Source organism: Streptococcus pseudopneumoniae, from assembly GCF_001074975.1.
GTDB lineage: Bacteria > Bacillota > Bacilli > Lactobacillales > Streptococcaceae > Streptococcus > Streptococcus pseudopneumoniae_D.
Map to the genome: position 1 here is coordinate 1 of NZ_JUUO01000053.1, position 24,982 is coordinate 24,982.

Annotated in this window: 28 protein-coding genes; 7 read left to right on the forward strand and 21 right to left on the reverse strand. The window is 35.4% G+C overall.

Going from position 1 to position 24,982, the window contains the following annotated elements; all coding sequences use genetic code 11:
* Nucleotides 1-49: 49 nt before the first annotated feature.
* The 3 genes from hisS to rgg form a co-directional block, all read right to left on the reverse strand.
* The gene (gene hisS, locus ADI86_RS02430; protein ID WP_049531650.1) at nt 50-1,339 is read right to left on the reverse strand and encodes a histidine--tRNA ligase; all 1,290 of its coding nucleotides are present in this window, start codon (nt 1,337-1,339) and stop codon (nt 50-52) included.
* Between the two features lie 77 nt (nt 1,340-1,416).
* On the reverse strand, nt 1,417-2,664 hold the full coding sequence (locus ADI86_RS02435; protein WP_049531651.1) for a transporter: 1,248 nt from the start codon (nt 2,662-2,664) through the stop codon (nt 1,417-1,419).
* A 198-nt stretch (nt 2,665-2,862) separates the two neighbouring features.
* Nucleotides 2,863-3,714, reverse strand: coding sequence for a quorum-sensing system transcriptional regulator Rgg (gene rgg, locus ADI86_RS02440; protein ID WP_049531652.1), 852 nt, complete (start codon nt 3,712-3,714; stop codon nt 2,863-2,865).
* Between the two features lie 125 nt (nt 3,715-3,839).
* Between rgg and ADI86_RS02445 the strand changes: the two genes are divergently transcribed.
* Nucleotides 3,840-4,181 (forward strand): metal-sulfur cluster assembly factor, encoded by a 342-nt coding sequence (locus tag ADI86_RS02445; RefSeq protein WP_001204052.1) that lies wholly within the window; start codon nt 3,840-3,842, stop codon nt 4,179-4,181.
* Nucleotides 4,182-4,226: 45 nt separating this feature from the next.
* Here the strand turns inward: ADI86_RS02445 and ADI86_RS02450 are convergent, their stop codons facing one another.
* The 7 genes from ADI86_RS02450 to ADI86_RS02480 all read right to left on the reverse strand — a co-directional run bounded on the left by ADI86_RS02450 (nt 4,227) and on the right by ADI86_RS02480 (nt 12,104).
* Entirely contained in the window at nt 4,227-4,595 is a 369-nt protein-coding gene (locus ADI86_RS02450; protein WP_049531653.1) for a glyoxalase, read from the reverse strand.
* Between the two features lie 106 nt (nt 4,596-4,701).
* Nucleotides 4,702-6,405, reverse strand: a complete 1,704-nt coding sequence (gene ilvD / locus ADI86_RS02455; protein WP_000137343.1) for a dihydroxy-acid dehydratase — start codon at nt 6,403-6,405, stop codon at nt 4,702-4,704.
* Nucleotides 6,406-6,636: 231 nt separating this feature from the next.
* Nucleotides 6,637-7,569, reverse strand: coding sequence for a transketolase family protein (locus tag ADI86_RS02460; RefSeq protein WP_023947581.1), 933 nt, complete (start codon nt 7,567-7,569; stop codon nt 6,637-6,639).
* Entirely contained in the window at nt 7,566-8,423 is an 858-nt protein-coding gene (locus ADI86_RS02465; RefSeq protein WP_049531654.1) for a transketolase, read from the reverse strand. Before ADI86_RS02465 ends, ADI86_RS02460 begins: the two co-directional genes overlap by 4 nt.
* A 3-nt stretch (nt 8,424-8,426) precedes the next feature.
* Nucleotides 8,427-9,773 (reverse strand): PTS ascorbate transporter subunit IIC, encoded by a 1,347-nt coding sequence (locus ADI86_RS02470; RefSeq protein ID WP_000975299.1) that lies wholly within the window; start codon nt 9,771-9,773, stop codon nt 8,427-8,429.
* Nucleotides 9,774-9,785: 12 nt separating this feature from the next.
* Nucleotides 9,786-10,070: a PTS sugar transporter subunit IIB gene (locus tag ADI86_RS02475; RefSeq protein ID WP_000912473.1), complete on the reverse strand. Its 285-nt coding sequence runs from the start codon at nt 10,068-10,070 to the stop codon at nt 9,786-9,788.
* 3 nt (nt 10,071-10,073) lie between these two features.
* A complete protein-coding gene (locus ADI86_RS02480; protein ID WP_049531655.1) occupies nt 10,074-12,104 on the reverse strand; it encodes a BglG family transcription antiterminator in 2,031 nt (676 codons plus the stop codon).
* A gap of 191 nt (nt 12,105-12,295) precedes the next feature.
* Between ADI86_RS02480 and ADI86_RS02485 the strand changes: the two genes are divergently transcribed.
* The 5 genes from ADI86_RS02485 to ADI86_RS02505 all read left to right on the forward strand — a co-directional run bounded on the left by ADI86_RS02485 (nt 12,296) and on the right by ADI86_RS02505 (nt 15,541).
* Nucleotides 12,296-13,303 (forward strand): SPFH domain-containing protein, encoded by a 1,008-nt coding sequence (locus ADI86_RS02485; protein ID WP_049531656.1) that lies wholly within the window; start codon nt 12,296-12,298, stop codon nt 13,301-13,303.
* A 2-nt stretch (nt 13,304-13,305) separates the two neighbouring features.
* Nucleotides 13,306-13,506, forward strand: a complete 201-nt coding sequence (locus ADI86_RS02490; protein ID WP_000796544.1) for a PTS ascorbate transporter subunit IIC — start codon at nt 13,306-13,308, stop codon at nt 13,504-13,506.
* 151 nt (nt 13,507-13,657) lie between these two features.
* Entirely contained in the window at nt 13,658-13,840 is a 183-nt protein-coding gene (gene rpmF / locus ADI86_RS02495) for a 50S ribosomal protein L32 (RefSeq protein WP_000290417.1), read from the forward strand.
* A 15-nt stretch (nt 13,841-13,855) separates the two neighbouring features.
* A complete protein-coding gene (gene rpmG / locus ADI86_RS02500; protein ID WP_001265622.1) occupies nt 13,856-14,005 on the forward strand; it encodes a 50S ribosomal protein L33 in 150 nt (49 codons plus the stop codon).
* A gap of 153 nt (nt 14,006-14,158) precedes the next feature.
* On the forward strand, nt 14,159-15,541 hold the full coding sequence (locus tag ADI86_RS02505) for a hypothetical protein (RefSeq protein WP_037598338.1): 1,383 nt from the start codon (nt 14,159-14,161) through the stop codon (nt 15,539-15,541).
* 24 nt (nt 15,542-15,565) lie between these two features.
* On the opposite strand, the gene ADI86_RS02510 is transcribed toward ADI86_RS02505, so the two are convergent.
* From ADI86_RS02510 to ADI86_RS02555, 10 genes are all read right to left on the reverse strand, one after another.
* Complete coding sequence (locus ADI86_RS02510; RefSeq protein ID WP_049531657.1) at nt 15,566-17,062, reverse strand: tyrosine-type recombinase/integrase; 1,497 nt, start codon at nt 17,060-17,062, stop codon at nt 15,566-15,568.
* A gap of 15 nt (nt 17,063-17,077) precedes the next feature.
* Nucleotides 17,078-17,326, reverse strand: a complete 249-nt coding sequence (locus tag ADI86_RS02515; protein WP_000571454.1) for a hypothetical protein — start codon at nt 17,324-17,326, stop codon at nt 17,078-17,080.
* A gap of 61 nt (nt 17,327-17,387) precedes the next feature.
* Complete coding sequence (locus ADI86_RS02520; protein WP_049531658.1) at nt 17,388-18,404, reverse strand: replication initiation factor domain-containing protein; 1,017 nt, start codon at nt 18,402-18,404, stop codon at nt 17,388-17,390.
* A gap of 4 nt (nt 18,405-18,408) precedes the next feature.
* A complete protein-coding gene (locus tag ADI86_RS02525) occupies nt 18,409-18,828 on the reverse strand; it encodes a hypothetical protein (protein WP_049531659.1) in 420 nt (139 codons plus the stop codon).
* Nucleotides 18,829-19,096: 268 nt separating this feature from the next.
* Nucleotides 19,097-19,381: a hypothetical protein gene (locus ADI86_RS02530; protein ID WP_049531660.1), complete on the reverse strand. Its 285-nt coding sequence runs from the start codon at nt 19,379-19,381 to the stop codon at nt 19,097-19,099.
* A 15-nt stretch (nt 19,382-19,396) separates the two neighbouring features.
* Nucleotides 19,397-19,534, reverse strand: a complete 138-nt coding sequence (locus tag ADI86_RS11980) for a hypothetical protein (protein WP_162838028.1) — start codon at nt 19,532-19,534, stop codon at nt 19,397-19,399.
* On the reverse strand, nt 19,522-20,835 hold the full coding sequence (locus tag ADI86_RS02535) for an FtsK/SpoIIIE domain-containing protein (RefSeq protein WP_049531661.1): 1,314 nt from the start codon (nt 20,833-20,835) through the stop codon (nt 19,522-19,524). The genes ADI86_RS11980 and ADI86_RS02535 overlap by 13 nt, the downstream gene beginning before the upstream one ends.
* Before the next feature lie 211 nt (nt 20,836-21,046).
* The gene (locus ADI86_RS02545; protein ID WP_049531663.1) at nt 21,047-21,268 is read right to left on the reverse strand and encodes a hypothetical protein; all 222 of its coding nucleotides are present in this window, start codon (nt 21,266-21,268) and stop codon (nt 21,047-21,049) included.
* 62 nt (nt 21,269-21,330) lie between these two features.
* Complete coding sequence (locus ADI86_RS02550) at nt 21,331-21,648, reverse strand: hypothetical protein (protein WP_000846753.1); 318 nt, start codon at nt 21,646-21,648, stop codon at nt 21,331-21,333.
* Between the two features lie 287 nt (nt 21,649-21,935).
* Nucleotides 21,936-22,121: a hypothetical protein gene (locus ADI86_RS02555; protein WP_001096738.1), complete on the reverse strand. Its 186-nt coding sequence runs from the start codon at nt 22,119-22,121 to the stop codon at nt 21,936-21,938.
* An 820-nt stretch (nt 22,122-22,941) separates the two neighbouring features.
* Between ADI86_RS02555 and ADI86_RS02560 the strand changes: the two genes are divergently transcribed.
* On the forward strand, nt 22,942-24,183 hold the full coding sequence (locus ADI86_RS02560) for a hypothetical protein (RefSeq protein WP_049531664.1): 1,242 nt from the start codon (nt 22,942-22,944) through the stop codon (nt 24,181-24,183).
* A 98-nt stretch (nt 24,184-24,281) separates the two neighbouring features.
* On the opposite strand, the gene ADI86_RS02565 is transcribed toward ADI86_RS02560, so the two are convergent.
* Nucleotides 24,282-24,971 carry a hypothetical protein gene (locus tag ADI86_RS02565; RefSeq protein ID WP_049531665.1) on the reverse strand — a complete coding sequence of 230 codons (690 nt, stop codon included), beginning with the start codon at nt 24,969-24,971 and terminating at the stop codon, nt 24,282-24,284.
* Nucleotides 24,972-24,982 lie beyond the last annotated feature (11 nt).

Here is a 24,982-nt window from a genome sequence, read left to right on the forward strand (position 1 = left end):
CGTACTCAAGTACAGCCTGCGGCTAGCTTCCTAGTTTGCTCTTTGATTTTCATTGAGTATAAAAACCTAATTTTTCAAAGATTTCTGAGAAGTTTTGACTGATTGCTTCAAGTGACACTTGCACTTCTTCTCGGGTTTGGTTGTTCTTAACCGTTACTTGTCCGCTTTCGACTTCGCTCTCTCCTAGGGTGATGAGGGTCTTAGCCGCAAAGACATCGGCTGACTTGAACTGAGCTTTGAGCTTACGATTGAGGTAATCACGCTCTGCTTTGAAACCTTGTTGGCGAAGGACTTGCACCAACTCCAAGGCCTTGACATTTGCTCCTTGACCCAAGACTGCAATATAGACATCTAAAACATTTTCAATAGGAAGGGCCACACCTTGCTTTTCAAGAATGAGAAGCAGGCGCTCTACACCAAGTCCAAAACCAAATCCAGCAGTTTCAGGGCCACCAAAGTAAGCAACCAAACCATCGTAACGACCACCCGCACAGACTGTCAAGTCATTTCCCTCAATCTCTGTGATAAACTCGAAAATGGTGTGGTTGTAGTAGTCCAGACCACGCACCATATTGGTATCGATGATATAATCTACTCCAAGATTCTCCAACATCTGACGCACAGCATCAAAATGAGCTTGACTTTCTTCATCAAGGAAGTCCAAGATAGAAGGCGCATTCTCTACTGCTACCTTGTCTTCTTTTTCCTTAGAGTCCAAGACACGGAGAGGATTTTCCTCCAAGCGACGTTGGCTATCCTTAGACAAGGTCTCCTTGAGCGGTGTCAAATAGTCAATCAAGGCTTGACGGTAGGCCGCACGGCTCTCAGGATTTCCAAGAGTGTTGAGGTGCAATTTGACACCTTGGATACCGATTTCTTTCAAGAAATGGGCTGCCATCGCGATTGTTTCCACATCGGTAGCTGGATTGCTAGAGCCAAAACACTCAACACCAATCTGGTGGAATTGGCGCAAGCGCCCTGCTTGTGGACGCTCATAACGGAACATAGGACCCATGTAGTAGAACTTACTTGGCTTTTGCACTTCTGGGGCGAAGAGTTTATTTTCCACATAAGAACGGACAACGGGCGCAGTTCCTTCTGGACGGAGGGTAATATGGCGGTCACCCTTGTCATAGAAATCATACATTTCTTTGGTTACGATATCCGTTGTATCTCCGACAGAGCGACTGATGACCTCGTAATGCTCAAAAATAGGCGTGCGCACTTCTGCATAGTTATAGCGCTTGAAAATCTCACGGGCAAAGCCCTCAACGTACTGCCACTTGGCAGACTCAGCAGGTAAAATATCCTGCGTTCCTTTTGGTTTTTGTAATTTCATAGGGAATCCTCTTTAAACTTAATAGTCTTATTTTACCATAAATAGAGGGATTAAAACAGTGAGAAAAAAATTAGGATTCAAATATCATTTTTAAGATTTAGAATCGTCAAAAAAATAGCTAGCAAGGAAAAACCAACAAATAGCATCCAAGTCAACTGTATATTCCATACGGCTATAAGTGAAAAACAAGCTGTTCCCACAGGTACGGATAAGGTAAACAATAAACCTAAAAAATTACTGGTACGAGCTAGAACCTCTGGAGCTAGATTTTTCAGGAGCATGGCACTAATCTTTGGTTGAACTTTACCAGACACATACAGAGTTGAACAGAGAAATAGTAAACCAAGTACGACTTGATTGAATAAATTAGCTAGACCAACTAGACTGAGTCCTACGGTCACCCACATCATCAATCTAGGCAAGGACTGCTTCCCAAAATAATCATTGCCCGTAAGGCTACTGATGATGATTGCTAACAAAGCACAGAATTGACTGATAAATAATGCCTCTGTGTAAGAAAAGTCCAAAAGAGAATGGCTCAAAAAGAAGATGTTATAGATGCTTCCTAAAGCGCCACCCAAGGCATTGATAAGCAAGACAGCAAAGATCATGAATCCAAAGTTTTTCTGTCCACCTTTAAGAAAAACGAGACGTAAATTTCGATAAATCGTTAGGAATTGCTCTTTGATCGGAAGCTTCTCATTTTTTAGAATTTCACCATCAGCAGATGACTTTGACAGGCTCAATTTGCTTTTTCCTAAAAAGAGAATGACGGCTGATACTAGGAAGAAACAGGCATTGATTCCCGCAACGAGGGAAAAATTGTTGACCGATAGACCTAAGAGCCAGACTCCAAAAGCTTGACCACCAATAGCTGAAATATAGGTGATAAACTGGTTAAAAGAATAAGCCTCCATCAGATCGTCTTCAGCTACTTTTTCCTTAATGAGAGGCATGCGCAAGCCACCTGCAAAATCACTGATGACATCACTAATGACATTGATCAAACACAGGCTAGAAAAGGCAAAGAGACTAGCTTGCTGGACAACTAGGGCTGCTAGAAAAAATAAAACCGCCTGAAACAAACCGCTATAAACCATCCATTTGACCTTATCCCTCGTGTAATCTGCCCGAATCCCTACAAAAACTGTAAAGAGAGTCGGAAGAATCATGACAATATTGGCCATAGCAACCGCAAAAGAGGCTTGTGGCAAGGTCGATGCATAAACGATAAAGACCAGATTGAAAATCGAAGCACCAAAAGCATTGAAGAATCGTGACAAAGTCAAGAGTCGATAAGCTTGATTTCTAAACAATAGTTTCATAGGTAATCTCCCTTCTTGTTCGAAGTTTTATGTAAAGTATGACTATAGTATAGCACTAAGAAATTTTAGAGGAAAAACTTTTGAATATATGCAACAAACAAAATGAGCAAAAAAACGATAGAACTTTCTCGATGGCCTGATAGAGCTCAAGAGTTCTATCGCTTCAAATTTCAAATAATTTTCTTAGTTTGCAAATATTCAACAATCGGAGGTTTTTCTGTAGTATTCGGCAGATTTGTTACAGCCTAGCATCTCAAAAATACGGACAGCATCTTCCATCTTTTTCTGGCCTTCCTTGACTCTACCTTGTTTGCTATCAAGGAGACCTTCCGCCCACAAATAGACAATTCGAAAATAGGTTTCATTTTCCTTGTAAAAATGCTCTTCGATAACCCGTTTAAAATAATAGGCATTAGTAAATTCTTCACACTCAATACTAGCTAAAAAGCCATTCAATAGTATAGTATGAAAAAGGTTTCGATTGCCAGACATTTCCATTAGAAAATCAGATTTACGTACCATTTCTCGTACATATCTAGTAAAAAGAGAAACAGATAAAAAGGGAGAACTGACTGAAAATAAATTTAGTTCATAGATTCCCCAAATCTCGGTAGAAAACAAATAATCATGAAGGACTTTCGCTTCCTCTGCTGTTAACTCTACCCTTTCATCCATACTCTTCATATAAGACTTGATCATAATGGCATTTAGAATATGTTTCTGTTTGTTTTGAGAATGGGCTTGCTTTTGATACTCCCTGTGATACAAGTCCTCAAGCGGAGCTATATTCTTTGAATCCAAGACATCTAGGATTTCTTTTCTCAACTCAGAATCTGTATCATACTGAAAACCTCTCGCCAGAAAGAGGATTTCCTCCACACTGGCAGATATATTTTCTAGGGCAAATAGAAACTTTTCCACCGAAAGCTCACTCTGACCTGTTTCAAAGCGGGACAACATAGACGGCGAAAATTGTCCTCCAGTTGCTTGTCTCAGCGAGATATTTCTTGACTCTCGTAATTGTCTAAAGACTTTTCCAATCTGTTCCATAGGCTCCCCCCTTGATTCAGCATTTTCTTTATATTATCATATTTTTTCAGAAAATTCATCAAAAACTTGCCAAATTGTCAGAATTATGAGAAAATAGAGGATATTTATCGTGTGGAGGGACTGCTATGAGAGACGATATCAAAATCAATGACCGTGCTTTGGCCTTACAAGACCAAATTATCGAAAAACTAGAGAAGGTTTTTGATACAGATGTGGAATTGGATGTTTACAATTTAGGCCTGATTTATGAAATCAATCTGGATGAAACAGGTCTCTGCAAGATTGTCATGACCTTCACCGATACTGCCTGTGATTGCGCAGAAAGTTTACCTATCGAAATCGTGGCAGGTCTGAAACAAATCGAGGGTATCGAAGATGTCAAGGTTGAAGTTACCTGGTCGCCCGCTTGGAAAATCACACGAATCAGTCGCTACGGCCGTATTGCCCTTGGACTGCCACCTCGTTAAAATACAAGAGCTCTCTGCTAATAAACAGAGAGCTGTTTTCTTATTTTAGATTCCTCTAACTGCGAAATAATGGCCACTTGGATTTGCAAAGTTAAAATTAGGGAAAGGTTGCGTATTAATCGGACTGGTGGTATCTGTCACTGCGGCCACGCGCATGTGAAGGGCATGAAGATCCGCTGACTCAAAGAGTAGACTAGGTTTCATCTCAACTACCTCTGGTGATACCTGACGAATAAACTCTTTGGCATAGACAGTAAAAGTCAATGTACTGTCTATGTTCGGTTTCATCTCAAAAGTTTCAAACCCCATGATTTCAGATTGGTTCGTAATTTCAAAACCGATAGCTGACCAAAAGTCTCTCTCAACTGCTACATCATCTACATAAAGCATAATTCCTGTATTTTTTGAAAACATTATTTCTCCTTTGTAATCCTAGTTAGGGCAGCTATTTTATCACATTCCATAAGAAAATACAAAGAATTAGAAAAAGCAGTCATTTAGCGACTGCTCATTTTTCTAGTTATTTTTTACCTGACTTGTCCATATTCCAGAAGTCTGTCACGGCTCCGCGTGAAGCAGATGATACGATGTGGGCATATTTACCAAGGACACCACGGCTGTAAAGCGGTGGCAAGGTTGTTTCTGCCTTGCGTTTTTCAAGTTCTTCTTCGGATACGGCCATTGAAATTTCTTTGGTATCCTGGTCAACCGTAACGATATCACCTGTACGGAGGTAGGCAATCGGTCCACCATCCTGAGCTTCAGGAGCGATATGTCCAACAACCAGACCATAGGTACCACCAGAGAAACGTCCGTCCGTCAAGAGGGCCACCTTATCTCCCTGACCTTTACCAACAATCATTGATGAAAGTGACAGCATCTCAGGCATACCAGGACCACCCTTAGGTCCAACGAAACGAACAACAACTACATCGCCATCAACGATTTCATCTGTCAGAACTGCCTGAATCGCATCTTCTTCTGAGTCAAAGACCTTAGCTGGACCAACGTGACGACGCACTTTCACACCTGATACCTTGGCAACCGCACCGTCAGGTGCAAGGTTCCCGTTCAAGATGATAAGCGGACCATCCGCACGTTTTGGATTTTCAAGTGGCATGATAACTTTTTGACCTGGTGTGAGATCTGCAAAGTCAGCCAAGTTCTCAGCGACAGTCTTACCAGTACATGTGATACGGTCCCCGTGAAGGAAACCATTTGCCAACAAGTACTTCATAACCGCAGGGACACCACCGACTTCATAGAGGTCTTGGAAGACATACTGACCAGAAGGTTTCAAGTCGGCCAAGTGAGGTACACGCTCTTGGATCGTATTGAAGTCCTCAAGTGACAAGTCAACATTAGCGGCATGGGCAATGGCAAGCAAGTGAAGAGTGGCATTTGTAGAACCACCGAGAGCCATAGTTACAGTAATGGCATCTTCAAAGGCTTCACGAGTCAAGATATCTGATGGTTTGAGACCGAGCTCCAACATCTTAACAACAGCACGTCCTGCTGCTTCTATGTCTTCTTTCTTATCAGCTGATTCAGCTGGGTGAGATGAAGATCCTGGCAAACTCATACCTAGAACTTCGATAGCAGTCGCCATGGTATTAGCAGTGTACATACCACCACAGCCACCAGGACCAGGGCAGGCATTACATTCGAGACGTTTCACGTCCTCAGCTGTCATATCACCATGATTCCATTTTCCGATACCCTCAAAAACAGAAACCAAGTCAATGTCTTTGCCATCAAGATTTCCCGGTGCAATAGTTCCACCATAGGCGAAAATAGCCGGAATATCCATGTTGGCAATGGCAATCATGGAACCAGGCATGTTCTTGTCACAGCCACCGATAGCGACAAAGGCATCCACGTTGTGACCACCCATAGCCGCCTCGATAGAGTCCGCGATGATATCACGAGATGTTAGAGAGAAACGCATACCTGGCGTTCCCATGGCAATCCCGTCCGCTACAGTGATAGTCCCAAACTGCACAGGCCAAGCACCTGCAGATTTGACACCTTCTTTAGCCAATTTCCCAAAATCATGCAAGTGGATGTTACACGGTGTATTTTCCGCCCAAGTCGAAATCACTCCCACAATCGGTGTTTCAAAGTCCTTATCTGTCATACCAGTCGCACGAAGCATGGCACGGTTTGGTGATTTAACCATACTATCATAAATGCTACTGCGGTGACGTTTATCTAATTCAGTCATTTGTTCCCTCCCATTTCAGTTTTTACTATTATAGCACATTTTAAAGGCAATGAACAGAAGAAAATTCTTGAATTTTCAGAAAATTCTATACGCATATAAACATTTTAAATTAAAAACAACAAAGCGGATCAGGGCACTTTCTGATTACCAGAATATGCTTTTTAATCCGCTTGCTTTAAATAACGTAATGTAATTTTTACAGAAGTTCTTTCAGATAAGTGTATTTAACATCTATCTTGCATTATAAAACGCTAAAACTTTCTCTTTTATATTCGATTCACTCAAACCATACTCATTAAGAAGATAATCCATTTTCCCTACTTGACCGAATCTTTCTTGAACACCCATCCGATGAATTTTTGTTATTCCATCATCAGAGAATAATTCACATAAAGCACTGCCAATTCCACCTATCTGATTGTGGTTTTCTACAGTAAATATAGTTTTTCCACTTAACATTGTTTTTATCTGTTCTGGTATCGGTTTGATTCTAAATAAATCTATCACACCTACTGAATAACCTAATTTAGACAGTTCATCCGCAACTCGAATACTTGGAGCAACCATTATGCCAGAAGCAACTATTACAACATCTTCACCGTGTCTTAACTCAATGTAGCCTTTAGAAAAATCTTCTCCACCTTGATATACAGCCTCTGGAGCTTTTCTAATTGTTCGAATATATTTTAATCCTTTTAATTCTAATGTCTGGTTCAAGATTTCACGAAATTGGATATCATCAGTTGCTTCAAAAATGATCGATTTAGGAATTAAACGTAACAATCCAATTTCTTCAAATGGCATATGTGTTCCACCATTCATCTCTGCCGTTACTCCTGCATCTGATCCAATCACAGTGGCATCCAATTGTGCGTATCCAAGAGAAATAAATAATTGATCAAATACTCTTCGTGAAGCAAAAGGGCCAAATGTATGAAGATAAGGTCTAAACCCCTGAATTGATAAACCTGCTGCAAGCCCGACCATTTCTGCTTCCATGATTCCAACATTCACATAACGGTCTCCAAAGTCCTTTTCAAGATTATTAGTAGCCATCGAACTTGACAAATCTGCTTCTAAAACTACTATATCAGAATAACTTTGGTTAGCCTCTAAAAGGAAGTCTCTATATACATGCCGTAATTCCTTCGTACTTCTCATCATTCTGTTTCCTCCAATTCCTGACTTAATCTTTCTACAACTGAAGTTAACATTTGTTTCTCCTCTACAGTAGGGCGAAGATGATGATTGGATTTCATTTCTTCCAGCTCTTGAACCCCTTGACCTTTAATAGTATCTAATACAATGCACTTAGGTGATGAATTATTTGACTGTTTTAATTGGACAATCCCTTCATAAATTTCTCTAATATCTGAACCCTTGACCCTAATGGATTCAAATCCAAATGCTGAAAATTTTTCTACGAAATCACCTGGATTACAAATATCCTTTGTAAAACCATCTAATTGTTTTTTGTTATCATCAACAAATACAATTAAGTTGGATAACTGTTGATGAGAAGCAAACTGTATAGCCTCCCAACATTGTCCCTCATTTAACTCACCATCTCCAACAATGGCATATGTATAAAAGGGACTTTTTCTTATTCTCTGACCATATGCAAGTCCGGTTGCAACACTAATTCCCTGTCCTAAAGAGCCAGTTGTCATATCTATGCCCGGCGTTAGATTTCTATCAGGATGAGACGGTAATTTGGTTCCATTTGTATTTAAAGAATATAAGAATTCTTTGTCAAAGAAACCATTCAAATAGAGTGTGCTGTACAAAGCTGGTCCAGCATGTCCCTTGGATAAAACAAAATAATCTCTATCTCGTGATGCAAATATTTCTGGAGTCATCAGCATTATTTCACCATAAAGCACTGCTAAAACTTCTACTATAGACAGACTCCCTCCATAATGGCCGAATCCAAGATGATTCAATGTTCTAAGAGTATTTAATCGGATTTTTGTTGCAAATTTTCTTAACTCATCTTCTCTATTTTCACTTAAAATCATCCCTTATTCCTCCTTTGCAGATGGCTTTTTAATAAAGGATACTCCAAACATAACTGCTAGAATAAGAACAAGACCAATAACAATGCCTGCTTGTGAGCCAAATTGATTCAACATTCCTAAAATAATTCCTGATAGACCAAAATCTGCATCTGAGAAAGTTGATCCTTGGAAACCAAGTCCTCCCAAAACTGGCATTAAAAAGACTGGAAGAAAACTAATTAAAATACCTTGTAAAAATGCTCCAATAGTGGCTCCACGAACACCACCAGATGCATTCCCAATAACACCTGCAGTCGCTCCACAGAAGAAATGAGGCACAACACCTGGTAAAATAACAACCGTTCCTGAAGCAATCATAATTGCCATACTCACTAAACCACCAACAAAACTAGAGATAAATCCAATTAGAACTGCATTGGGTGCATAAGTATAAACAATCGGACAATCCAAAGCAGGTTTTGAATTAGGTACAAGACGCTCTGAAATACCTTTAAAGGCTGGAACAATTTCACCCAAAATAAGGCGAACACCTGCTAAAATAACAAATACCCCTGCTGCAAATTGACCTGCTAATTGTAAAGCATAAACTAGACCACTTGTACCACTACTGATTTCTTTTTCTATATATTCTGACCCTGCAAAGATAGCTACAATAATGTAAATAACTGCCATGGATAAAGTAATACTAACAGTACTATCACGTAAAAAAGCTAAACTCTTTGGGAATTTAATGTCCTCTGTTGATTTTGATTTGTCACCGATAAGGCTACCAGTGAAACCACTCAACCAATATCCCAAAGAACTGAAATGACCTAAAGCCACCTTGTCATTTCCAGTTAATTGAACCATATATTTTTGTACAAATGCTGGAGAAATACTCATAATAATACCGAGTGCTAATCCTCCTAGTAAGATAAGAGGCAAACTAGTAAAGCCAGCAACTGATAAAATGACCGCAATCATACACGCCATATATAGAGTGTGGTGCCCTGTTAAAAAGATATATTTGAATCGAGTAAAACGAGCGATTAAGATATTGAACACCATACCTGCAAACATTATCATTGCAGTAGCTGAGCCATATGTTGTTAAAGCTACAGCTACAATTGCTTCATTATTTGGTACAACTCCAGATAAATGAAAAGCATGCTCAAACATGGTACCAAATGGATTTAAAGAATTTTGCACAATTCCTGCACCACCAGATACAACCAAGAAACCAACAAAGGTCTTAATTCCGCCTTTAATAATATCAGGTAATTTCTTCTTCTGAAGAACTAATCCTAAGATTGCAATTAAAGCTACTAAAATAGCTGGTGTACTAACAATATCCAATATGAACTTCATCATGACGCTAGCCTCCTATATAAGTTCTTTTTCTTCACAAATTTTAGTAATTAATTCTCGTAGCTCGTCCATATCAATAATACTATTTAAGATACGAACATCTCCAAGATGACTAGCTGAATCAGCTAGATCACGACCAACAATCCAAATATCAGCTGCATTTGGATCTGCTCCACCTAAATCATAGTGTTCAACTTCTACATCTGAAACATTCAAATCACTCAATACAGATTCAATATTCATCTGTACCATAAAACTTGAACCTAATCCTGAACCACAAGCTGTACCAATTTTTAACATTATCTAATCCTCCTGTTTAATTATCATTTCAATGTCATCATAGTTTTTTGATGATATTAAAGTTTGAACATGATTTTTATCTCTTAAAATTGTTGTTAAATGTGACAAAGCCTTTAAATGACTCTCATTATCAATGGCTGCAATACAAATCAACAATCTTACCTCTTGTTCTGGATTATCCAATAAATAAATCGGTTCTTCCAAAACTAACATTGACATTCCTATTTCATTCACACCTTCATCTGGCCGAGCGTGAGGAATTGCTACTCCCTTCCCTAAATTAATAAAAGGCCCAAACTCTTCTACTTTTTGAATCATTGCCTCAGGGTAGTTCTCAGTTATCTTATGTTGATCCAAAAGCGGTTTAGCTGCTAAACGAATTGCCTCCTTCCATCCTAATTTTTCCGAACTAACCTGATAAGTTTCTTTTGTAATTAATTCTTCTAACAATGGTAACACTTCCTTTCTGTTCATTTCTTGATAGAGATACCTCTTTAATGCTAATTTTAACTCTAATTCTTGTGTGATTACACTATATCGTCTTACTATGCTAATTATCTGATTAAGTTCAATATCTCGATAACCTGTATCTGGGAAATCTTTTGATACCAATTCAACTAACTGTGTTGTTTGTTCTTCCGTCATCATAACAGAAACTAGATAATTTGGCTTCTCTGTATCCACCTTTATAGTAGAAAAAACCATATCATAGTCACTACTAGTTTTCGCATATAAATCATCAATCTTTGAGGTTCCTATAAACTCAATTTGAGGGAATAATGCTAATAGATTCTCTTTTATCATCAATGAAGAACTAATTCCATTAGGACAGATAATTGCTGCTTTATAACATTTTTGAGGCAAATTGTCTGCTTTCTTTAAATATCCTCCAAAATGGATAACAAAATATGCTGTTTCACTATCAGGTATGGGCTTGTCAATAGCGTCCATCAAGGGAGTCAAAGAATCTTTTACTAGTTCAAATAAATCAGGATACTGTTCTTTAACATGCAACACATATTCATTTGAACTAGGTAAGCCGAACTTTAATCTATAGTAAGCCGGTATAAGGTGGCGACGAAGATTTTCTCTCAATACTTCTCTTTGTTTAAAATGTAACAAAGAAATATCTTCCATTCTACTTATAATAGACTCTGTTAATTGATTAAAGTAAACCGGAGCAACATCTACTTCACCTTCAAAGCAACTTGATAATAAAACTGTGATATAGCGATAATCATCCTCTGAAAATACCGTATCTATAATTCCCAAATCAACCACTGTATCCAATAAAATATTGGTTATATCTTGAACAATAGGAGATACTAATGTATCTGAAAGACATACTCTTTCAACACCCCTTTGATACCTACACATAATGAATACTAAACCGAAAAGGCAAACTTTTAATTGATTAACAATAGGTACTATCTGTAGCTTTTCATAATAATCTTTAACTACCTGATTTATCAAATCATAAGTTAATGAATACCCCCAACTGGATAAAACATAATCCAAACCCCAAATTCCTATGGAAGATTCCAGCAACTCACTAACCATTTGAAAAGCCAAACGGTGCTTATTCCACTCTGAACCGTGTAGAGTATAACCTTTTGCTCTGCTGTACCCTAGCTCCAAATCATTATCTAGCATAATCTTTCTTAATGATTGAATATCAGATAAGGTTGTGTTCTTACTTACTTTCAAAAAGTCTTGGTAATGATTATTCGATATGAAATCTAATCGGCAAAAAGTGTAAAGATAGATTAAAGCTAAGCGAGTCGACTTTGGTAAAACCAATTCATCCGACTTAATAATATCTGTCAAAGACTGCTTCGTATGATTTGATAAACTATAGCGACCTTGTTTTTTATCCAGCACTATCCCTTTATTAGCTAGATAAGGCACTAAATAATCTATTCCTTCTTTGACTTCCTTTATGGGTAAGCTCACCTTAACAGATAATTCATATAATGATAGCTCACAATGATCCATCAAAGTCATCAAAATAACTAGTGCTCTATAATCAAACATTTCTCTTCCTTTCTAACTACAATTATAGTGTAAAAGTTATAAGAATAAAAGAGTATTTCAGCACAATATAATCTCACCTTCTACAAGTAATTATTGGGCTGAAAGTTTTTAGTGATTATTTTTCAACTTTCAATTGACTTTATAAATTAAAGTGATATCATTTAGATATCAAATAACAGGAGGTCATTCTTATGACTGAAAAACTCATCAATTCAAAACCAAATGGTGTATTCGCATTGATTCTCATTGAGTTGACACTCGTACTTGGTGTCTTTATATTTATAATGGGTGTTGGTTCGGAAAACATTTTTGGAATTATTATCGGACTTTTACTAAGCCTAATTGCAGGTCTAGCTCATGCTGGTTTAAAAGTTGTCAAACCTCAGGAGGCTCTGGTTCTTACACTCTTTGGTAACTATACAGGTACCATCAAAGAACCTGGTTTTTACTTTGTAAATCCCTTCAGCGTAGCAGTTAACCCTGCAAACCACACTCGACTTGGACAAAGTGGTGACGTTAGCACGAAATCTCCTTTTTCAGGGATGAAATCATCAAATGGCAATGATGTAAATATTGAAATTGGCAAGAAACAGATTTCCCTCAAGGTTATGACCTTGAGCAATTCTCGCCAAAAAATCAATGATTGTCTAGGAAATCCTGTGGAAATTGGAATTGCCGTTACTTGGCGTGTAGTCGACACCGCTAAGGCAGTCTTCAACGTAGATAACTACAAGGAATACCTCTCTTTGCAGTGTGATAGCGCCCTCCGTAATATTGTCCGCATCTATCCTTACGATGTGTCTCCTAATGTAGATACTACAGGTGACGGTCAAGCAGATGAAGGTAGTCTTCGTGGCTCTAGCGAAATTGTTGCTAACCGTATTCGTGAAGAAATCCAAAGTCGCGTTGAAGATGCCGGTTTGGAAATCCTTGAAGCACGTATCACTTACCTAGCTTACGCTCCAGAAATTGCTGCCGTTATGCTTCAACGTCAACAAGCATCTGCCATTATTGATGCCCGTAAGATGATTGTGGATGGCGCTGTGGGTATGGTTGAAATGGCCCTGGAACGTCTCAATGAAGGGGAATTGGTCGAGCTTGACGAAGAACGAAAAGCTGCCATGGTTTCAAATCTCCTAGTCGTCCTCTGTGGCAATCATGATGCACAACCAATTGTCAACACAGGAAGTCTTTACTAAAGATGGCTGAAGCTAAAAAAAAGCAGATCCCCCTTCGACTCTCAACAAAGTTATACGCTGCACTCGCATCATGGGCAGAAGACGACTTTCGTTCAGTCAATGGGCAAATCGAGTATCTCCTCACAGAATGTGTCAAACAACGGAAGAAAGACGGAAAATACGTATCAGAAACCATTGACGAACCATTTGAGATTGATATTTAACACCTTCTCCTGTCTGCCGTGTCGGATAGGAGAATTTTTTCATCTTTTTTTGTCAAGTAACTTTACTTTACAAAAAAAATGTGTTATCCTAGTATGGTTGATGAAAATCAGTAGATTGAATCGAATATAAATACCTAAAGGAGAAATCAAAATGGCAGTACCTGCACGTCGCACTTCAAAAGCGAAGAAAAACAAACGTCGTACACACTACAAAGTAACAGCTCCATCTGTAAACTTTGACGAAACTACTGGAGATTACTCACGTTCTCACCGTGTATCACTTAAAGGATACTACAAAGGACGTAAAATCGCTAAAGCTGCATCAGCTGAATAATAGAAGGGAGATACCATGCGCGTAAATATTACACTTGAACACAAAGAATCTGGTGAACGCTTGTACCTTACTTCTAAAAACAAACGTAACACTCCAGACCGTCTTCAATTGAAGAAATACTCACCAAAACTTCGCAAACACGTTGTGTTTACAGAAGTAAAATAATATAACATACAGAAAGCCTATGAAATCAACATTTCTAAGGCTTTTTCTTTTAAATTTAGCAAAATAACTGAATTTTAACTGATTATGATTGTTCATATCAAATAGGGGAATGTTTTTGATATAATTATTTTGAAAAACATTAAGGAGCTTAATATGAAGAAGCCTATAAATAATAATTGGGGAGAAAAAATTTCTGAAGTCTCTAAACAAATCAAAGAATTTAAAATAACTTCTTTTTATATGTTAAGTACAGACTTATATAAAATTAATAATAAAAAATTAACACAAATTATTACTAAAAAATTTAAAAATCATCCAGCCACAATAATGGTTTTAATAGGTACCAAAGATGGTCAACTTATTGCTAAAAAAAATGAATTTTGGAATATTCCCTCTGAGATACATCATTTGAAAGAAGCGATTGATGAAAAGACTAATGACTATCTTGACTTATACTTTATTAAACTTGAGAAGGAAAAGCAAAATTGGTTAAATAACGCAGAAGGTAATCAATTTATTAAATTTATCTTCACTCCTCTTATAGAATTTGGTAAAAAGAGCGAAATATACCTCTACTTTGTAACACTTACCGTATATCAAAATGGGGCAATAGTAATTGATTTATTTGAAGATTTGAGAGATTCTTTTTATAACATCGATTTTCTACACCCGTATACCAAAATGATAGCCAAACTCTTTCCTGATTTTAAAAATAAAAATAAAGCATACTCTTTGAACTCTTCTCAACAGTTAGATGATATTTTAAATTATATAAAAAAAGAATTATCTTCAATAAACGGAGGAATTCAATTAAGCGAACGTTTTTTTACACTCCACTTCATTACCAATATGAAAGATATGAATAAATTAGAATTCTTTAAAAAAGACAAATTGTATACTTGGATGATTAATGCTCCATATACTTCGCATGCTCTATCCTCTATGAATAAATCAAAATATTACATAGCAGACTATTTTGATTTAGAATACATTAACTACATAAACAAAGGCGCTAATTATATCATTTGGAATAACAATGATTCTAATAATTTTGAGTTCAATTTTCTACAACAAGCTAGTTTCTTTTTGGCTTCTGCTACCCCGTTTTTTCAATTAGTTTGCCTTGAAGAAACTATTATGGACGGACTTGAAAAATTCCACCTCTCAAACGAAAAACATCTTATTAATTTTAATGAATGGGCTCACAATTATAAAAAATCATATATTTTTATGTACCGACTTAATTATAGACCTATTTTTGAACTTTTTAATCATCTTAAAGAGCACTCTGATTTCACTCACGATGAATATGTAGAAAAAGTAAAGCAAGAGGAATATGACTTAATTAAAGAAAAATATCAATTTAATGAATTACGAAATACTAAACTTATGGAAGCAATACTTTTTATTATTGCTTCCGTATCTGTTCTTCAAGTAATAAATATCTTTACTAATAACATTGAGATTTTATTGATAAGTTTAGCTAGTCTTATTGTTATTTCTATTTTTATAATCATATCAAGAAATCTAAAATAGCTGAATTTTAACTGATTATAATAATCAAGAGATTATTTTAGACAAATCTATCATAGCTTGTTCAATCTTATGTTTTCCTTTTTGCATAACATGAAGATAGATTTTTTCTATTTCTCTACTATCTTCTGAATGTCCCACAAACTCTCGAATAACGTTTAAACTTACATTCTTATCAGCCATGACTGAAACAAAACTATGTCGGAACATATGGGGAACTATGTGAACAGGCCTACCAAAATCAACTAGGTCATCAATATCCTTATAGGATTTTCCACTTTTCTTATTATACTTAGCGGACTGACTAGTTCCACCTCTTAAGAACATTGAAATTTCTGTATGATACAATGGACTGCCCTGCTGGTTCTTCCCTTTTATGTATACCCTAGTAAAAATATATCCCATATCATGATAAGTCGGATTAAATCTCGCCTGAAACTTATTTCTTTCAATATATTTAAGTAAAATTTGTTCTACTTTTGGTGACATCGGAATAGTTCTAACGCTTTCTTTAGTTTTTAGAATTGCTCTATATCGTTCCTTCTCATCACGCAAGCCTTCTTCTGCCATTTCTTTGTCAGTCTTATTATGGCTTGCCCTCTGCCAATGAACCTTAATGAGTTTATTCTTGAAATCTAGAACATCTTCATTCAAACCTAATGCTTCACTCGGTCTCATACCTGTCAAGTAGATAATTCTGAGTACATCAGCAACTAGTTCATTATTATGTCGCTTAGTCCAGTTTTCAATAATTTTAAATACTTGATTAGCCTCTTCAACTTCAAGATATTTTTCAGCTATATCTTCCCTAAGTTTCGCCTGCTCTTCTGCACTTGTTAGTGTCTTACGCTTAACCCTCTTATTCAAAATAGGGTGTTGCGACGCTGTCAATTCTCCTTGTTCTACCGCCCAATCAAATATCATTTTAAGATAGATATGAATATTCTTTGAAGTTCCCTCACTTGCATTATTTATAATATCTTGCATTTTTTCCTGTTCCATACAGAACTGTTTAAGGCTCATATTTTCGTTGAAATATGGGGAAATATGCTGGTTATAAACACTAACTCTAGTATTTAGAGTATTCTTGGCAGGCTTAACACGATTAACCCACCACTTAAAAGCTAAACCGTATAATTCACTGTTTTCATCATACGGTCTAGCTATCTCTTTGAGGCATAAAGTTTTACTAGGCTCTAATTTCTTTGGTTTTTCTCCAGTCAAATCTAATACGGTTTCATCAATCATTTCATTTAATATCTTTGAAACTTTTGTAATCAGCTGACTATTCTTTATATCAGAAATAAGTAACTTCTCATGTCCCTTACTGTCTTTTCCTGTTGGTATTGCCTTAGTCGTATACCACCCTTTATTTTCTCCCCTTGTAAGGTACTTATAACGACTTTTTGTTATCAAAGGATGAGTATATCTCATTGCAAACTTAACAAGCACGTTGCCCTTTTTAGAAGGGTCTGGTTTCCATTGATAAACAGTTAGAACTCGAGTAGTCTTACCTACCTTCATTTTTACCCCCTTATACTAAGCTATAACTGCCTCATTTTCATGGAAAATCTTATAATCAAACCAATCTTTAAATACCTCCGCATGAATAAAGACATTCCCATGAGTTCCACAAATTCCAAAAGAATATGGACTATTTCTCATTTGACGAATGTAGTGATCCAATGTAGGTAATTTCATACCCTTCCAAAGTTCATCTAAAAATTCTTTCTTCCGATACCAATTTTTAGTTAAATCATAGTCTGACTTTGTCTTAAGCTCTATCATTGGAATACTTTCCTTTCTTATGCTATAATCTAGTTAGTTAATTTTTAGAGGCGACTTATTTTCAAGTCGTCTTTTTTTGTCCCCAAAATTGAGAACTATTCTGCTCTCTTACATATTGCTCTATATCCTTTTCATCATTATCAGTTAGCCTTGAAAGTCCCTCTTTGAGCAAGCTTTGAATATAATCTTCTGCCTTTTGAACATCATAGGCCTGATACTTTGCAATATAGACTTTTGCTAATGTTTTCGCAACTTGTTTCTCTGTCCAAGCCTCAGACTGCCGTAGTGTCGTTTTAGCTCTTGTAATACTAAGAACTGTCTGGTTTTCAGTTCCTAGATAATCTATCCACCACTTGACTTTTTTTCTTCTCCAATGATTGCTATCTGTCGCATTTGGACGAACAAAGCGATAATGACCATTTATAGCTTCAAAATAGATTGACGATAATGGACGTTTTAAAAATAACTGCTCTGCAATTATATTAGCCTTTTCCTGCCAACATCTAAGCTCTGCGCGAATCCAAGACGGAACTTCTACAAGCTCTTGCTTACCAAGTTGCTCCATACGTTTATTATATATGCACCACTGCTGATTACCTCGTGAACCTATTGCAACTGTTTCTCCTACTCGCTCACCAGAATCTAGTACTGATTTCTCATGATATTCAAAGTGTTTTGCTTTCGAGACACATAATCCTTTCTTGCAATAGTCATATATCCGTTGAACATCTAAGCTACCGTCAAATATGTCGTGGGCAATATCTAAACGAGTGAAATTAACATTATACTGGTATAAACGAGTAATTAAGGCAATCCAATTATTTTCGTTACTGTTTAAAAATTCTTCATATTGACGACAACCTTGCCCTTTTAATTCAATAAATACACCCATAGAAAGCCTATCAGCATTAAAATACACCTTAATTTCTGAACAAGAATAATGTTGCTTATACTTATTTATTCCCCAATCATTCAACGTGAAGTTTTCAAGAGGAATCAAAAGGATGTCAGTCAGAACTCTTTCTGGCGGAACATCCTTAACACTCACAGCAAAATAATCTATTCTGACTGTATTCATAGGATTATTCTCCTAGAACTTTAATATCCTCACACACAATTTTTACACCTGCCCAATTACTTCTAGCCATATTCCAAGCTAGTCGAACCTTAGGCCGAATCAATTCAACAGAAACATTCAACAAAGCATCATTTTGAGCAAGTTTTGCAATCTTATCCAGATTTCCGATAATTTCAAGGTTAATCGCTTTTAAGTCATCAGTAGAAATTCCCATTTCAGTTAGAACTTTCACTTTGTCAGCGTCAAGAACAGTAGAAGTAATTTTACTTACTTCATCTGTCTTCACGTTTTCGCCGTTGACTTCTTTGTATTTGTTGTTCACCCTAACTGACAAAATCACTACTTTCTTAGGAATATCAAACTGTGACATTTCAAGGTCAAGCAATCCAATTTTAATGTTTGTATCTGTCATATTGTAAACCATATTTTTTCTCCTTTAATTCCGTATCCTACATGAAAACACCTCTCATCCTTACTCTACCAAGAGTTTGCGACCTCTTGGTACAACTAGCAAGCCGTAACCCCTTACGTACCAAGGGTTTAGAGTACATTTCATGTATGTGTGCACCCCCTATTAGTACTGGGGCTGTTTTTTCTGACCTCCTGCAAAGCAGTCGGTTGGCTCTTTCTCCTAGCAAAAAGAAGAACGCTCCGCTCGATTCTGCCCCTCCTGGGCAATCGCCCCTATTTTGCTAGCTCGAAAGACCGTCATCTGAGTTTGGTAAAATACTCAACGGTTCATTGTTTATCCTCGTTAATACCTCTATTTGCCTTTTTGATAAATCTTCAAGAGACTTACCCTCCATAGCTAATGCCCACCACACAGTTTTTTCAATCGTACAATTAGGGCAGGTTCTGGGGGATAAAATCCTAAAACTACCCATTATTGGAGGATATTCCCATCCTTTATCAAAAGCTAAATCTGAATCAATAACCTCTATCCTTCCGCATACTTCACAGATATGTTTTAAAATCATAATATTAAATCCCCTTTATTCCAGCTCATCAACAATAAACATGTGAGCTATATTCATTGCTTTTAGCAACGCCTTATATGGATTGGTATCAGATTCATAATCCTTCATTACATTTCCATCTCCTAGCTTCACAAGGATTTCTACTTCACACATTCTTCATCCTTCTTATAATCTTTAGCAGCACATTCCCACACTGGGAGTATTATCTCAAATACATCTCTGACAAACAATGGGGCTTTAAATTCCTTAACGGAATCTCTATCTATGGAGCAAAGCCCAACTCCTTTATCCTTCTTGACTTTGGGTACATCTGTTGTGCCAAACATCATCTGGCTAGATTCGCGAGTTGGGACTCCAAGGAATATAGCATTGACAAGCTGTTCTCTAATATTGGTAGAAAGGCTATCGGCACGTGGCTGTTGCATAACAATGCAGACCCCCATAGATAAAGACCTAGATTTTTGAGCAACTATGGCAACCATATTTTCAAAATCCTTTTTAGCTTTACTGTCCATTGATGCAACCAAAGAACTATATTCTTCTATTATCAGCAGTAAGGGAGGAAGGCCTAAGTCTATACCAATACTATCAAACAAATCACTTTGATTATAAATTTCCATCCGCCTATTCATCTCATTAATATACTGACGTACAATTCGAAAGGCATCCTCATTACTTGTCCCATAATTTCCTACTGGCATTCCCGAACGCTGACACAGTTTATAAATGTCAGACATTTTCGGGTCAATCACAAAAATCTTGGCATGTCTACCACATACAGTCTGAGAAATAAATTTCGATATTATAAAATATGTACTATAACTCTTGCCTGCGCCACTAGAACCAGATATCAATAAACTATAATTTTTCCTCAAATCAATTATAAAATCATCATAGATTTGAATTTTTAGACTGTCATCCTCAAGAGGGAGGGAAGTAATATGCTGACGTTCGGGCGGTCTATACACAAAAACATATTCAACATGAGTAGCATAAATTTCTTTAGACGATAGGCTTATTCCTAGAGCACTACTTAGGAGAACATCTAAATTATCCATCTCTATCGAGAATTCATCACCAGATTTCAATGCTTGGACTACAATTGAAACATCATTCAATTGGTAATTAAATTTAGCTGAACGAAAAATGGCGCCATCTTCTGTTGCTGTAAAAAGAAAGGAATTCCTACTAATCATAAATAGAAGGTTTTCTCTGAGAATCAACAGTCCTTCAACATGATGAGCCCATCCTTTAATTTTATTTCCAATGTAAAAAGTTATCATTAATCCAATAGATAATATAGCCAACTGGAAAAGCCACACTTTGAAAGCAATACTAATAGAGAATGATAATACACTCAGAAAAACTATAATTAACCAGCGGATACTTCTCAATTTAGATGTATTTAAAAAGTAGTACTCAGATAAAGAAGCTGTTTGTTTAATTTTAAACATTTTTTACCTAAATTTATCCAACATATCCTTAACGATAATGTAAAAACTTTTTATCTTAATTTTGAAAAAGTAAAATGCAAATGTAAATAAAAATGGGGTAGCTATAATAGTACACATTAAAGAAATCCCTTCGCCAATAGGATGGAAGATAAAAACCGAAAGCCCCATTAGAATTATAAAAACGCAAAAAGATAATCTCATTCGTCTGATATCATTCATTCGTCTCACCTTTTTTGATTTCCAAAATCTCTAATAATTTAGCAAACATCATTGGAAGTTGCAATAAAATTAATGTAACCCCCAAACATAAAGCTATTTTGACTGATTGATAAGGGGAGAATGAACGGAAATCTAGATGCGCAGAAAAGCCTCCTAGCGTTGACACTATGAAATATAGGCTTATAAAAGCATTTTGACAAAAATTTTTAAACATATTTTTTGTTCTCCTTGTTTATAAGTAAAATAACGGAGGAGAGAAAACCTCTCCTACCAAAGTTAATAATATTCGACAATAGTAGTATAGAATGATTCACCACTATAGCTGTAGTTAGCCTCATTCATCAATACCATTCTAGATTTATCAGATACACGATGCTTTTGACGATTTAGTACAATAATATTCTCAGCAAATTTTTTCAAAGTTGGTTCATTAATTTTATCAAATGGTAATTTTCTCATAAGTAACTCCCTAGATTCATCGTCTAAAAGAAAGCATGGTGACTCGTCTGGATTAAACCTCTGTACACGTTTCACCCCATGAGAATTAGGAAAGACCATTCCCTCAATATCAACCAGTTCTTTAAATGTTTTCATATTTTCTTTCTCCTTAAATTAAAATTTTAAAATTAAATATAGCTTATTTTTGAAATTATATATTGCATGGAGAAGCTCGACTGTTACTCATATTCACAACCTCATTTTAAAATTATATTTCTTGTATGCATCAAGTATGTATCAAACATAAATCATGGTTATATCATATCATGCCGAGGGGGAAAAATCAAGGCCTCAAACATTACATCTTTGTTGCATATGTATTACATGTTAGATACATGAATATATATTTATTGTTGCAAAAAAAAAGACGCTCAGTGCGTCAATTAATTATTATTTTCAAAATCTATAATCTCAGACTCCAGACTTTCAAAAAGTTCCTTTATCGCTAGATTAATCACCCAAGTCCTATTCTCTCTTTCAAGCATATTTTTTTCTTTAAAAAATTTAGCTAGTCTTGGTAAATTAATTTCATTCTGTTTATTCAAATAAAAATTTGTTAATTTTGCCATAATATTCCTCCTACATAATATATATCATAAAAACACATACTTTTCAAGTAATTCCTATCCAAAAACTTCTCTACACACTTTGTACATCTGATATAAAATAATACCTTTGATGAACTATCATAACGAGTAATTTTGTTCAATACTTCTACAAACTAATGTACTCCATAAATTGAAACTACAACGCCCTTATCTAATTAAGAAAATATCTAACCTATGATAAAGCAATACTAATAAGCGCTATATTCTGATTTCCAAAGAATATTAATCTATCGTAACTGATTCCTAACTGATTAAATTTCAATAAATTCATATTTCTCTATTTACCATTTATTTTATTTTAGGTAGAAAAGCTATCAAATCAAGGTTTTCAAATATCATTATATACCTTTAAAACAACATCTTCTTCACAGAAGTGAAATAAGGTTTCATTACATTTCAGTACATACTGAAAAACATTGATTTCATGCGATTCTTGAAATTTCAAATTTCAATGTATTGCAATAAAAATCAACCGAATGACTACATTTTTGACTACATTTTTTGTGAAATAAATTAGATGTTCGGATATATAAGAAACACCCTGGTTCATTGAACTAGGGTGTTTCTTATAAGCTAAATCAATAACTTTCTTATATAGATAAATGAATTATTAGATTATATCATGAAATAATAAACAGGAAGAACTAACTTCACAACAAAATTAAATGTAATAAATTCTTCAATTTCTAGAAAATTGATTTTGAACTAATGTAGAAATACTGTAGTATAATAGGTTTAAAGAATTAATAGTAAAAAATCAATAAAGTAGGATGGACATATCATGAAAAATCATGAAGATAAAGATTTGGAACATTTAAAATCATATTTAGAAGATTATTTTAAAGTAATCATACCTCAAAAAGACGTAGAGATTTTTTACTTTAAAGATAAGAAATTTTTTTTAAAACAGTTTAGCCCTTGGCATCAAGATAAGGGTAAGAATCTGATTAATGAATTTATAAAAGAAGTTGAGAAGTCTAAAACAACTATGGACTTCTCTTGGCTGAAGATTCTACCGGATGACTTAAAAAAAGAAATAGAAAAAGTAGGCAGGCATTTGAATATGCGCTACCAAATTCCAACTCATTTTCATGGAGATATAGATACAGCTATTATTTTCCACTGTTTGGAAAATCCTAGAGGCTATTTAGGGGCTTATCAAGATAATCAAATTGATAAAGGTCTCGAGGAAACAAGCCTAAAAGGATATTATGGAAAAACCGAGATTTTGATAGCTGGTACTGAAAAAAAGAAAACTATTAAAAATATTAAAAAGATCTTAAAAGGATATAAAGAAAAGGAAGTTGATATTAAATCAATTATAGAAAGAAGATATAAATTAAAAAGTATTAAAGACGTTAAAGATATCATTTATAGTAATAAAAGCAATTTAATGAGTGAAATTAAACATATGTTTGAATTAGAATCTAAGTTTGATTTCAAAAACAAGTCTAAAAAAAGTCTAAAAAATCTGTTAGAAAATTATTACTATTTGAGAGAGTATTATTCTCAACTCATTCAGATAAATAAGGTATTAGATTTTATAGAACTGGAAGGAAAGCAAAAGGAAATTGAAAAGATCGCTCAACAAATATGTAATTTAGAAATTTATCCTTTTTCATGTGCTCAACCTGATTTAGGTGAAAATGGCATTGGTGAAAAGATTATTCTCAATTCAGACTTATCTAAGTTGGGTGCGTTCATTGTACTGAGAAGAATCTATAAATATTTATATAATAAGGAAAAACAAAAACCGGTTTTTGTTTTTCGTAAATATGATGCAGCATGGGAGAAATTGTTTAGAAAATTATTTAAAGAAGCAATGGGGGAAGATATTGCTAATAATATTATGGAAAAACTAGAAAATAATTTCTTTTATTGTCAGTTACGACCAATAGGTGGAGGAATAACCGATGGAAATGTAATATCAGTTCCAAACTATAGAAAATTTATGGATATGAAAGAGTCTGCTTTTGATGAAATTACAAAATTACTACCTCGAATTGATGTAAAAAGTAATTGAAAAAGATAGCTTATAGCCAAATGGAAAAATTATAAATAAGCAATACGTCTAAAATCAAAAAAGAGCAATATTGCTCTTTTTAATATACGTATAAACTCTCAATCACGATCTTCTGGAATAAATACATGAATATCAGCTTCATCACTTTGATTCCAATGAATGAATATTCTGCGACCTAATACCTTTTCTTCTATCTTAATTTCCTCAATTTCATAATAAACTTCTTCATTTGCATTAGTACTTTTCTCAAGATAATTTCTCACTTTTTGCTCGAATCTCAACTGTCCAGCATATTCCTTGGAGTTTCGATTTGCTCTAAAATCTTGAGGTGAGATATTACTTTTATTATTTATACCAAAAAATTGATTGGATTGTGAGTTATTAGCATTACGTTCATCATTTGTAAGCAAATACTTCTCAAATGAGTCAGCAATAAAATGCCCTCGATCTTTTGTATTCTCACCTTGAATGGATGGGTCATCAGGATTATGACTTCTGTCCTTAACATGGTTAACATTACTTAGAGCAGCAACGAAATAGTTAGTTTTAGGATTTTTTCTAAGTATAATCTTCCACATTATTGGATTTTCCCGATATATAGGTTCTTGGGTCACTCTACAATCTATCTCTACTTTCTTCAAAAAATTATAATATTTACCATTTGAAATTGACTGCATTTCCCAATTTTTAAACTCACAATTCCAATTATCAATATTCAACTCATCACCATATTGGTTATGAGCAATCGATATCAATGTGATATCTGAGCTAATACTATTTGTTGTCATAATTCATTTTC

Bases quoted from the DNA above. Each gene is read 5' to 3' on its own strand.
- ADI86_RS02505 (WP_037598338.1), top strand. From the start codon at position 14,159: ATGAAGAAGCCTATAAATAATAATTGGGGAGAAAAAATTTCTGAAGTC.
- ADI86_RS02550 (WP_000846753.1), bottom strand. From the start codon at position 21,648: ATGAAAACATTTAAAGAACTGGTTGATATTGAGGGAATGGTCTTTCCT.
- ADI86_RS02515 (WP_000571454.1), bottom strand. From the start codon at position 17,326: ATGATAGAGCTTAAGACAAAGTCAGACTATGATTTAACTAAAAATTGG.
- ADI86_RS02435 (WP_049531651.1), bottom strand. From the start codon at position 2,664: ATGAAACTATTGTTTAGAAATCAAGCTTATCGACTCTTGACTTTGTCA.
- ADI86_RS02545 (WP_049531663.1), bottom strand. From the start codon at position 21,268: ATGTTTAAAAATTTTTGTCAAAATGCTTTTATAAGCCTATATTTCATA.
- ADI86_RS02510 (WP_049531657.1), bottom strand. From the start codon at position 17,062: ATGAAGGTAGGTAAGACTACTCGAGTTCTAACTGTTTATCAATGGAAA.
- ADI86_RS02450 (WP_049531653.1), bottom strand. From the start codon at position 4,595: ATGTTTTCAAAAAATACAGGAATTATGCTTTATGTAGATGATGTAGCA.
- ADI86_RS11980 (WP_162838028.1), bottom strand. From the start codon at position 19,534: ATGTGTGAAGTAGAAATCCTTGTGAAGCTAGGAGATGGAAATGTAATG.
- ADI86_RS02490 (WP_000796544.1), top strand. From the start codon at position 13,306: ATGGCTGAAGCTAAAAAAAAGCAGATCCCCCTTCGACTCTCAACAAAG.
- ilvD (WP_000137343.1), bottom strand. From the start codon at position 6,405: ATGACTGAATTAGATAAACGTCACCGCAGTAGCATTTATGATAGTATG.
- ADI86_RS02465 (WP_049531654.1), bottom strand. From the start codon at position 8,423: ATGATTTTAAGTGAAAATAGAGAAGATGAGTTAAGAAAATTTGCAACA.
- ADI86_RS02480 (WP_049531655.1), bottom strand. From the start codon at position 12,104: ATGTTTGATTATAGAGCACTAGTTATTTTGATGACTTTGATGGATCAT.
- ADI86_RS02460 (WP_023947581.1), bottom strand. From the start codon at position 7,569: ATGATGAGAAGTACGAAGGAATTACGGCATGTATATAGAGACTTCCTT.
- ADI86_RS02485 (WP_049531656.1), top strand. From the start codon at position 12,296: ATGACTGAAAAACTCATCAATTCAAAACCAAATGGTGTATTCGCATTG.
- ADI86_RS02475 (WP_000912473.1), bottom strand. From the start codon at position 10,070: ATGTTAAAAATTGGTACAGCTTGTGGTTCAGGATTAGGTTCAAGTTTT.
- rpmF (WP_000290417.1), top strand. From the start codon at position 13,658: ATGGCAGTACCTGCACGTCGCACTTCAAAAGCGAAGAAAAACAAACGT.
- ADI86_RS02530 (WP_049531660.1), bottom strand. From the start codon at position 19,381: ATGATTTTAAAACATATCTGTGAAGTATGCGGAAGGATAGAGGTTATT.
- ADI86_RS02565 (WP_049531665.1), bottom strand. From the start codon at position 24,971: ATGACAACAAATAGTATTAGCTCAGATATCACATTGATATCGATTGCT.
- ADI86_RS02535 (WP_049531661.1), bottom strand. From the start codon at position 20,835: ATGTTTAAAATTAAACAAACAGCTTCTTTATCTGAGTACTACTTTTTA.
- ADI86_RS02520 (WP_049531658.1), bottom strand. From the start codon at position 18,404: ATGAATACAGTCAGAATAGATTATTTTGCTGTGAGTGTTAAGGATGTT.
- ADI86_RS02470 (WP_000975299.1), bottom strand. From the start codon at position 9,773: ATGATGAAGTTCATATTGGATATTGTTAGTACACCAGCTATTTTAGTA.
- ADI86_RS02525 (WP_049531659.1), bottom strand. From the start codon at position 18,828: ATGGTTTACAATATGACAGATACAAACATTAAAATTGGATTGCTTGAC.
- rgg (WP_049531652.1), bottom strand. From the start codon at position 3,714: ATGGAACAGATTGGAAAAGTCTTTAGACAATTACGAGAGTCAAGAAAT.
- rpmG (WP_001265622.1), top strand. From the start codon at position 13,856: ATGCGCGTAAATATTACACTTGAACACAAAGAATCTGGTGAACGCTTG.
- hisS (WP_049531650.1), bottom strand. From the start codon at position 1,339: ATGAAATTACAAAAACCAAAAGGAACGCAGGATATTTTACCTGCTGAG.
- ADI86_RS02445 (WP_001204052.1), top strand. From the start codon at position 3,840: ATGAGAGACGATATCAAAATCAATGACCGTGCTTTGGCCTTACAAGAC.
- ADI86_RS02560 (WP_049531664.1), top strand. From the start codon at position 22,942: ATGAAAAATCATGAAGATAAAGATTTGGAACATTTAAAATCATATTTA.
- ADI86_RS02555 (WP_001096738.1), bottom strand. From the start codon at position 22,121: ATGGCAAAATTAACAAATTTTTATTTGAATAAACAGAATGAAATTAAT.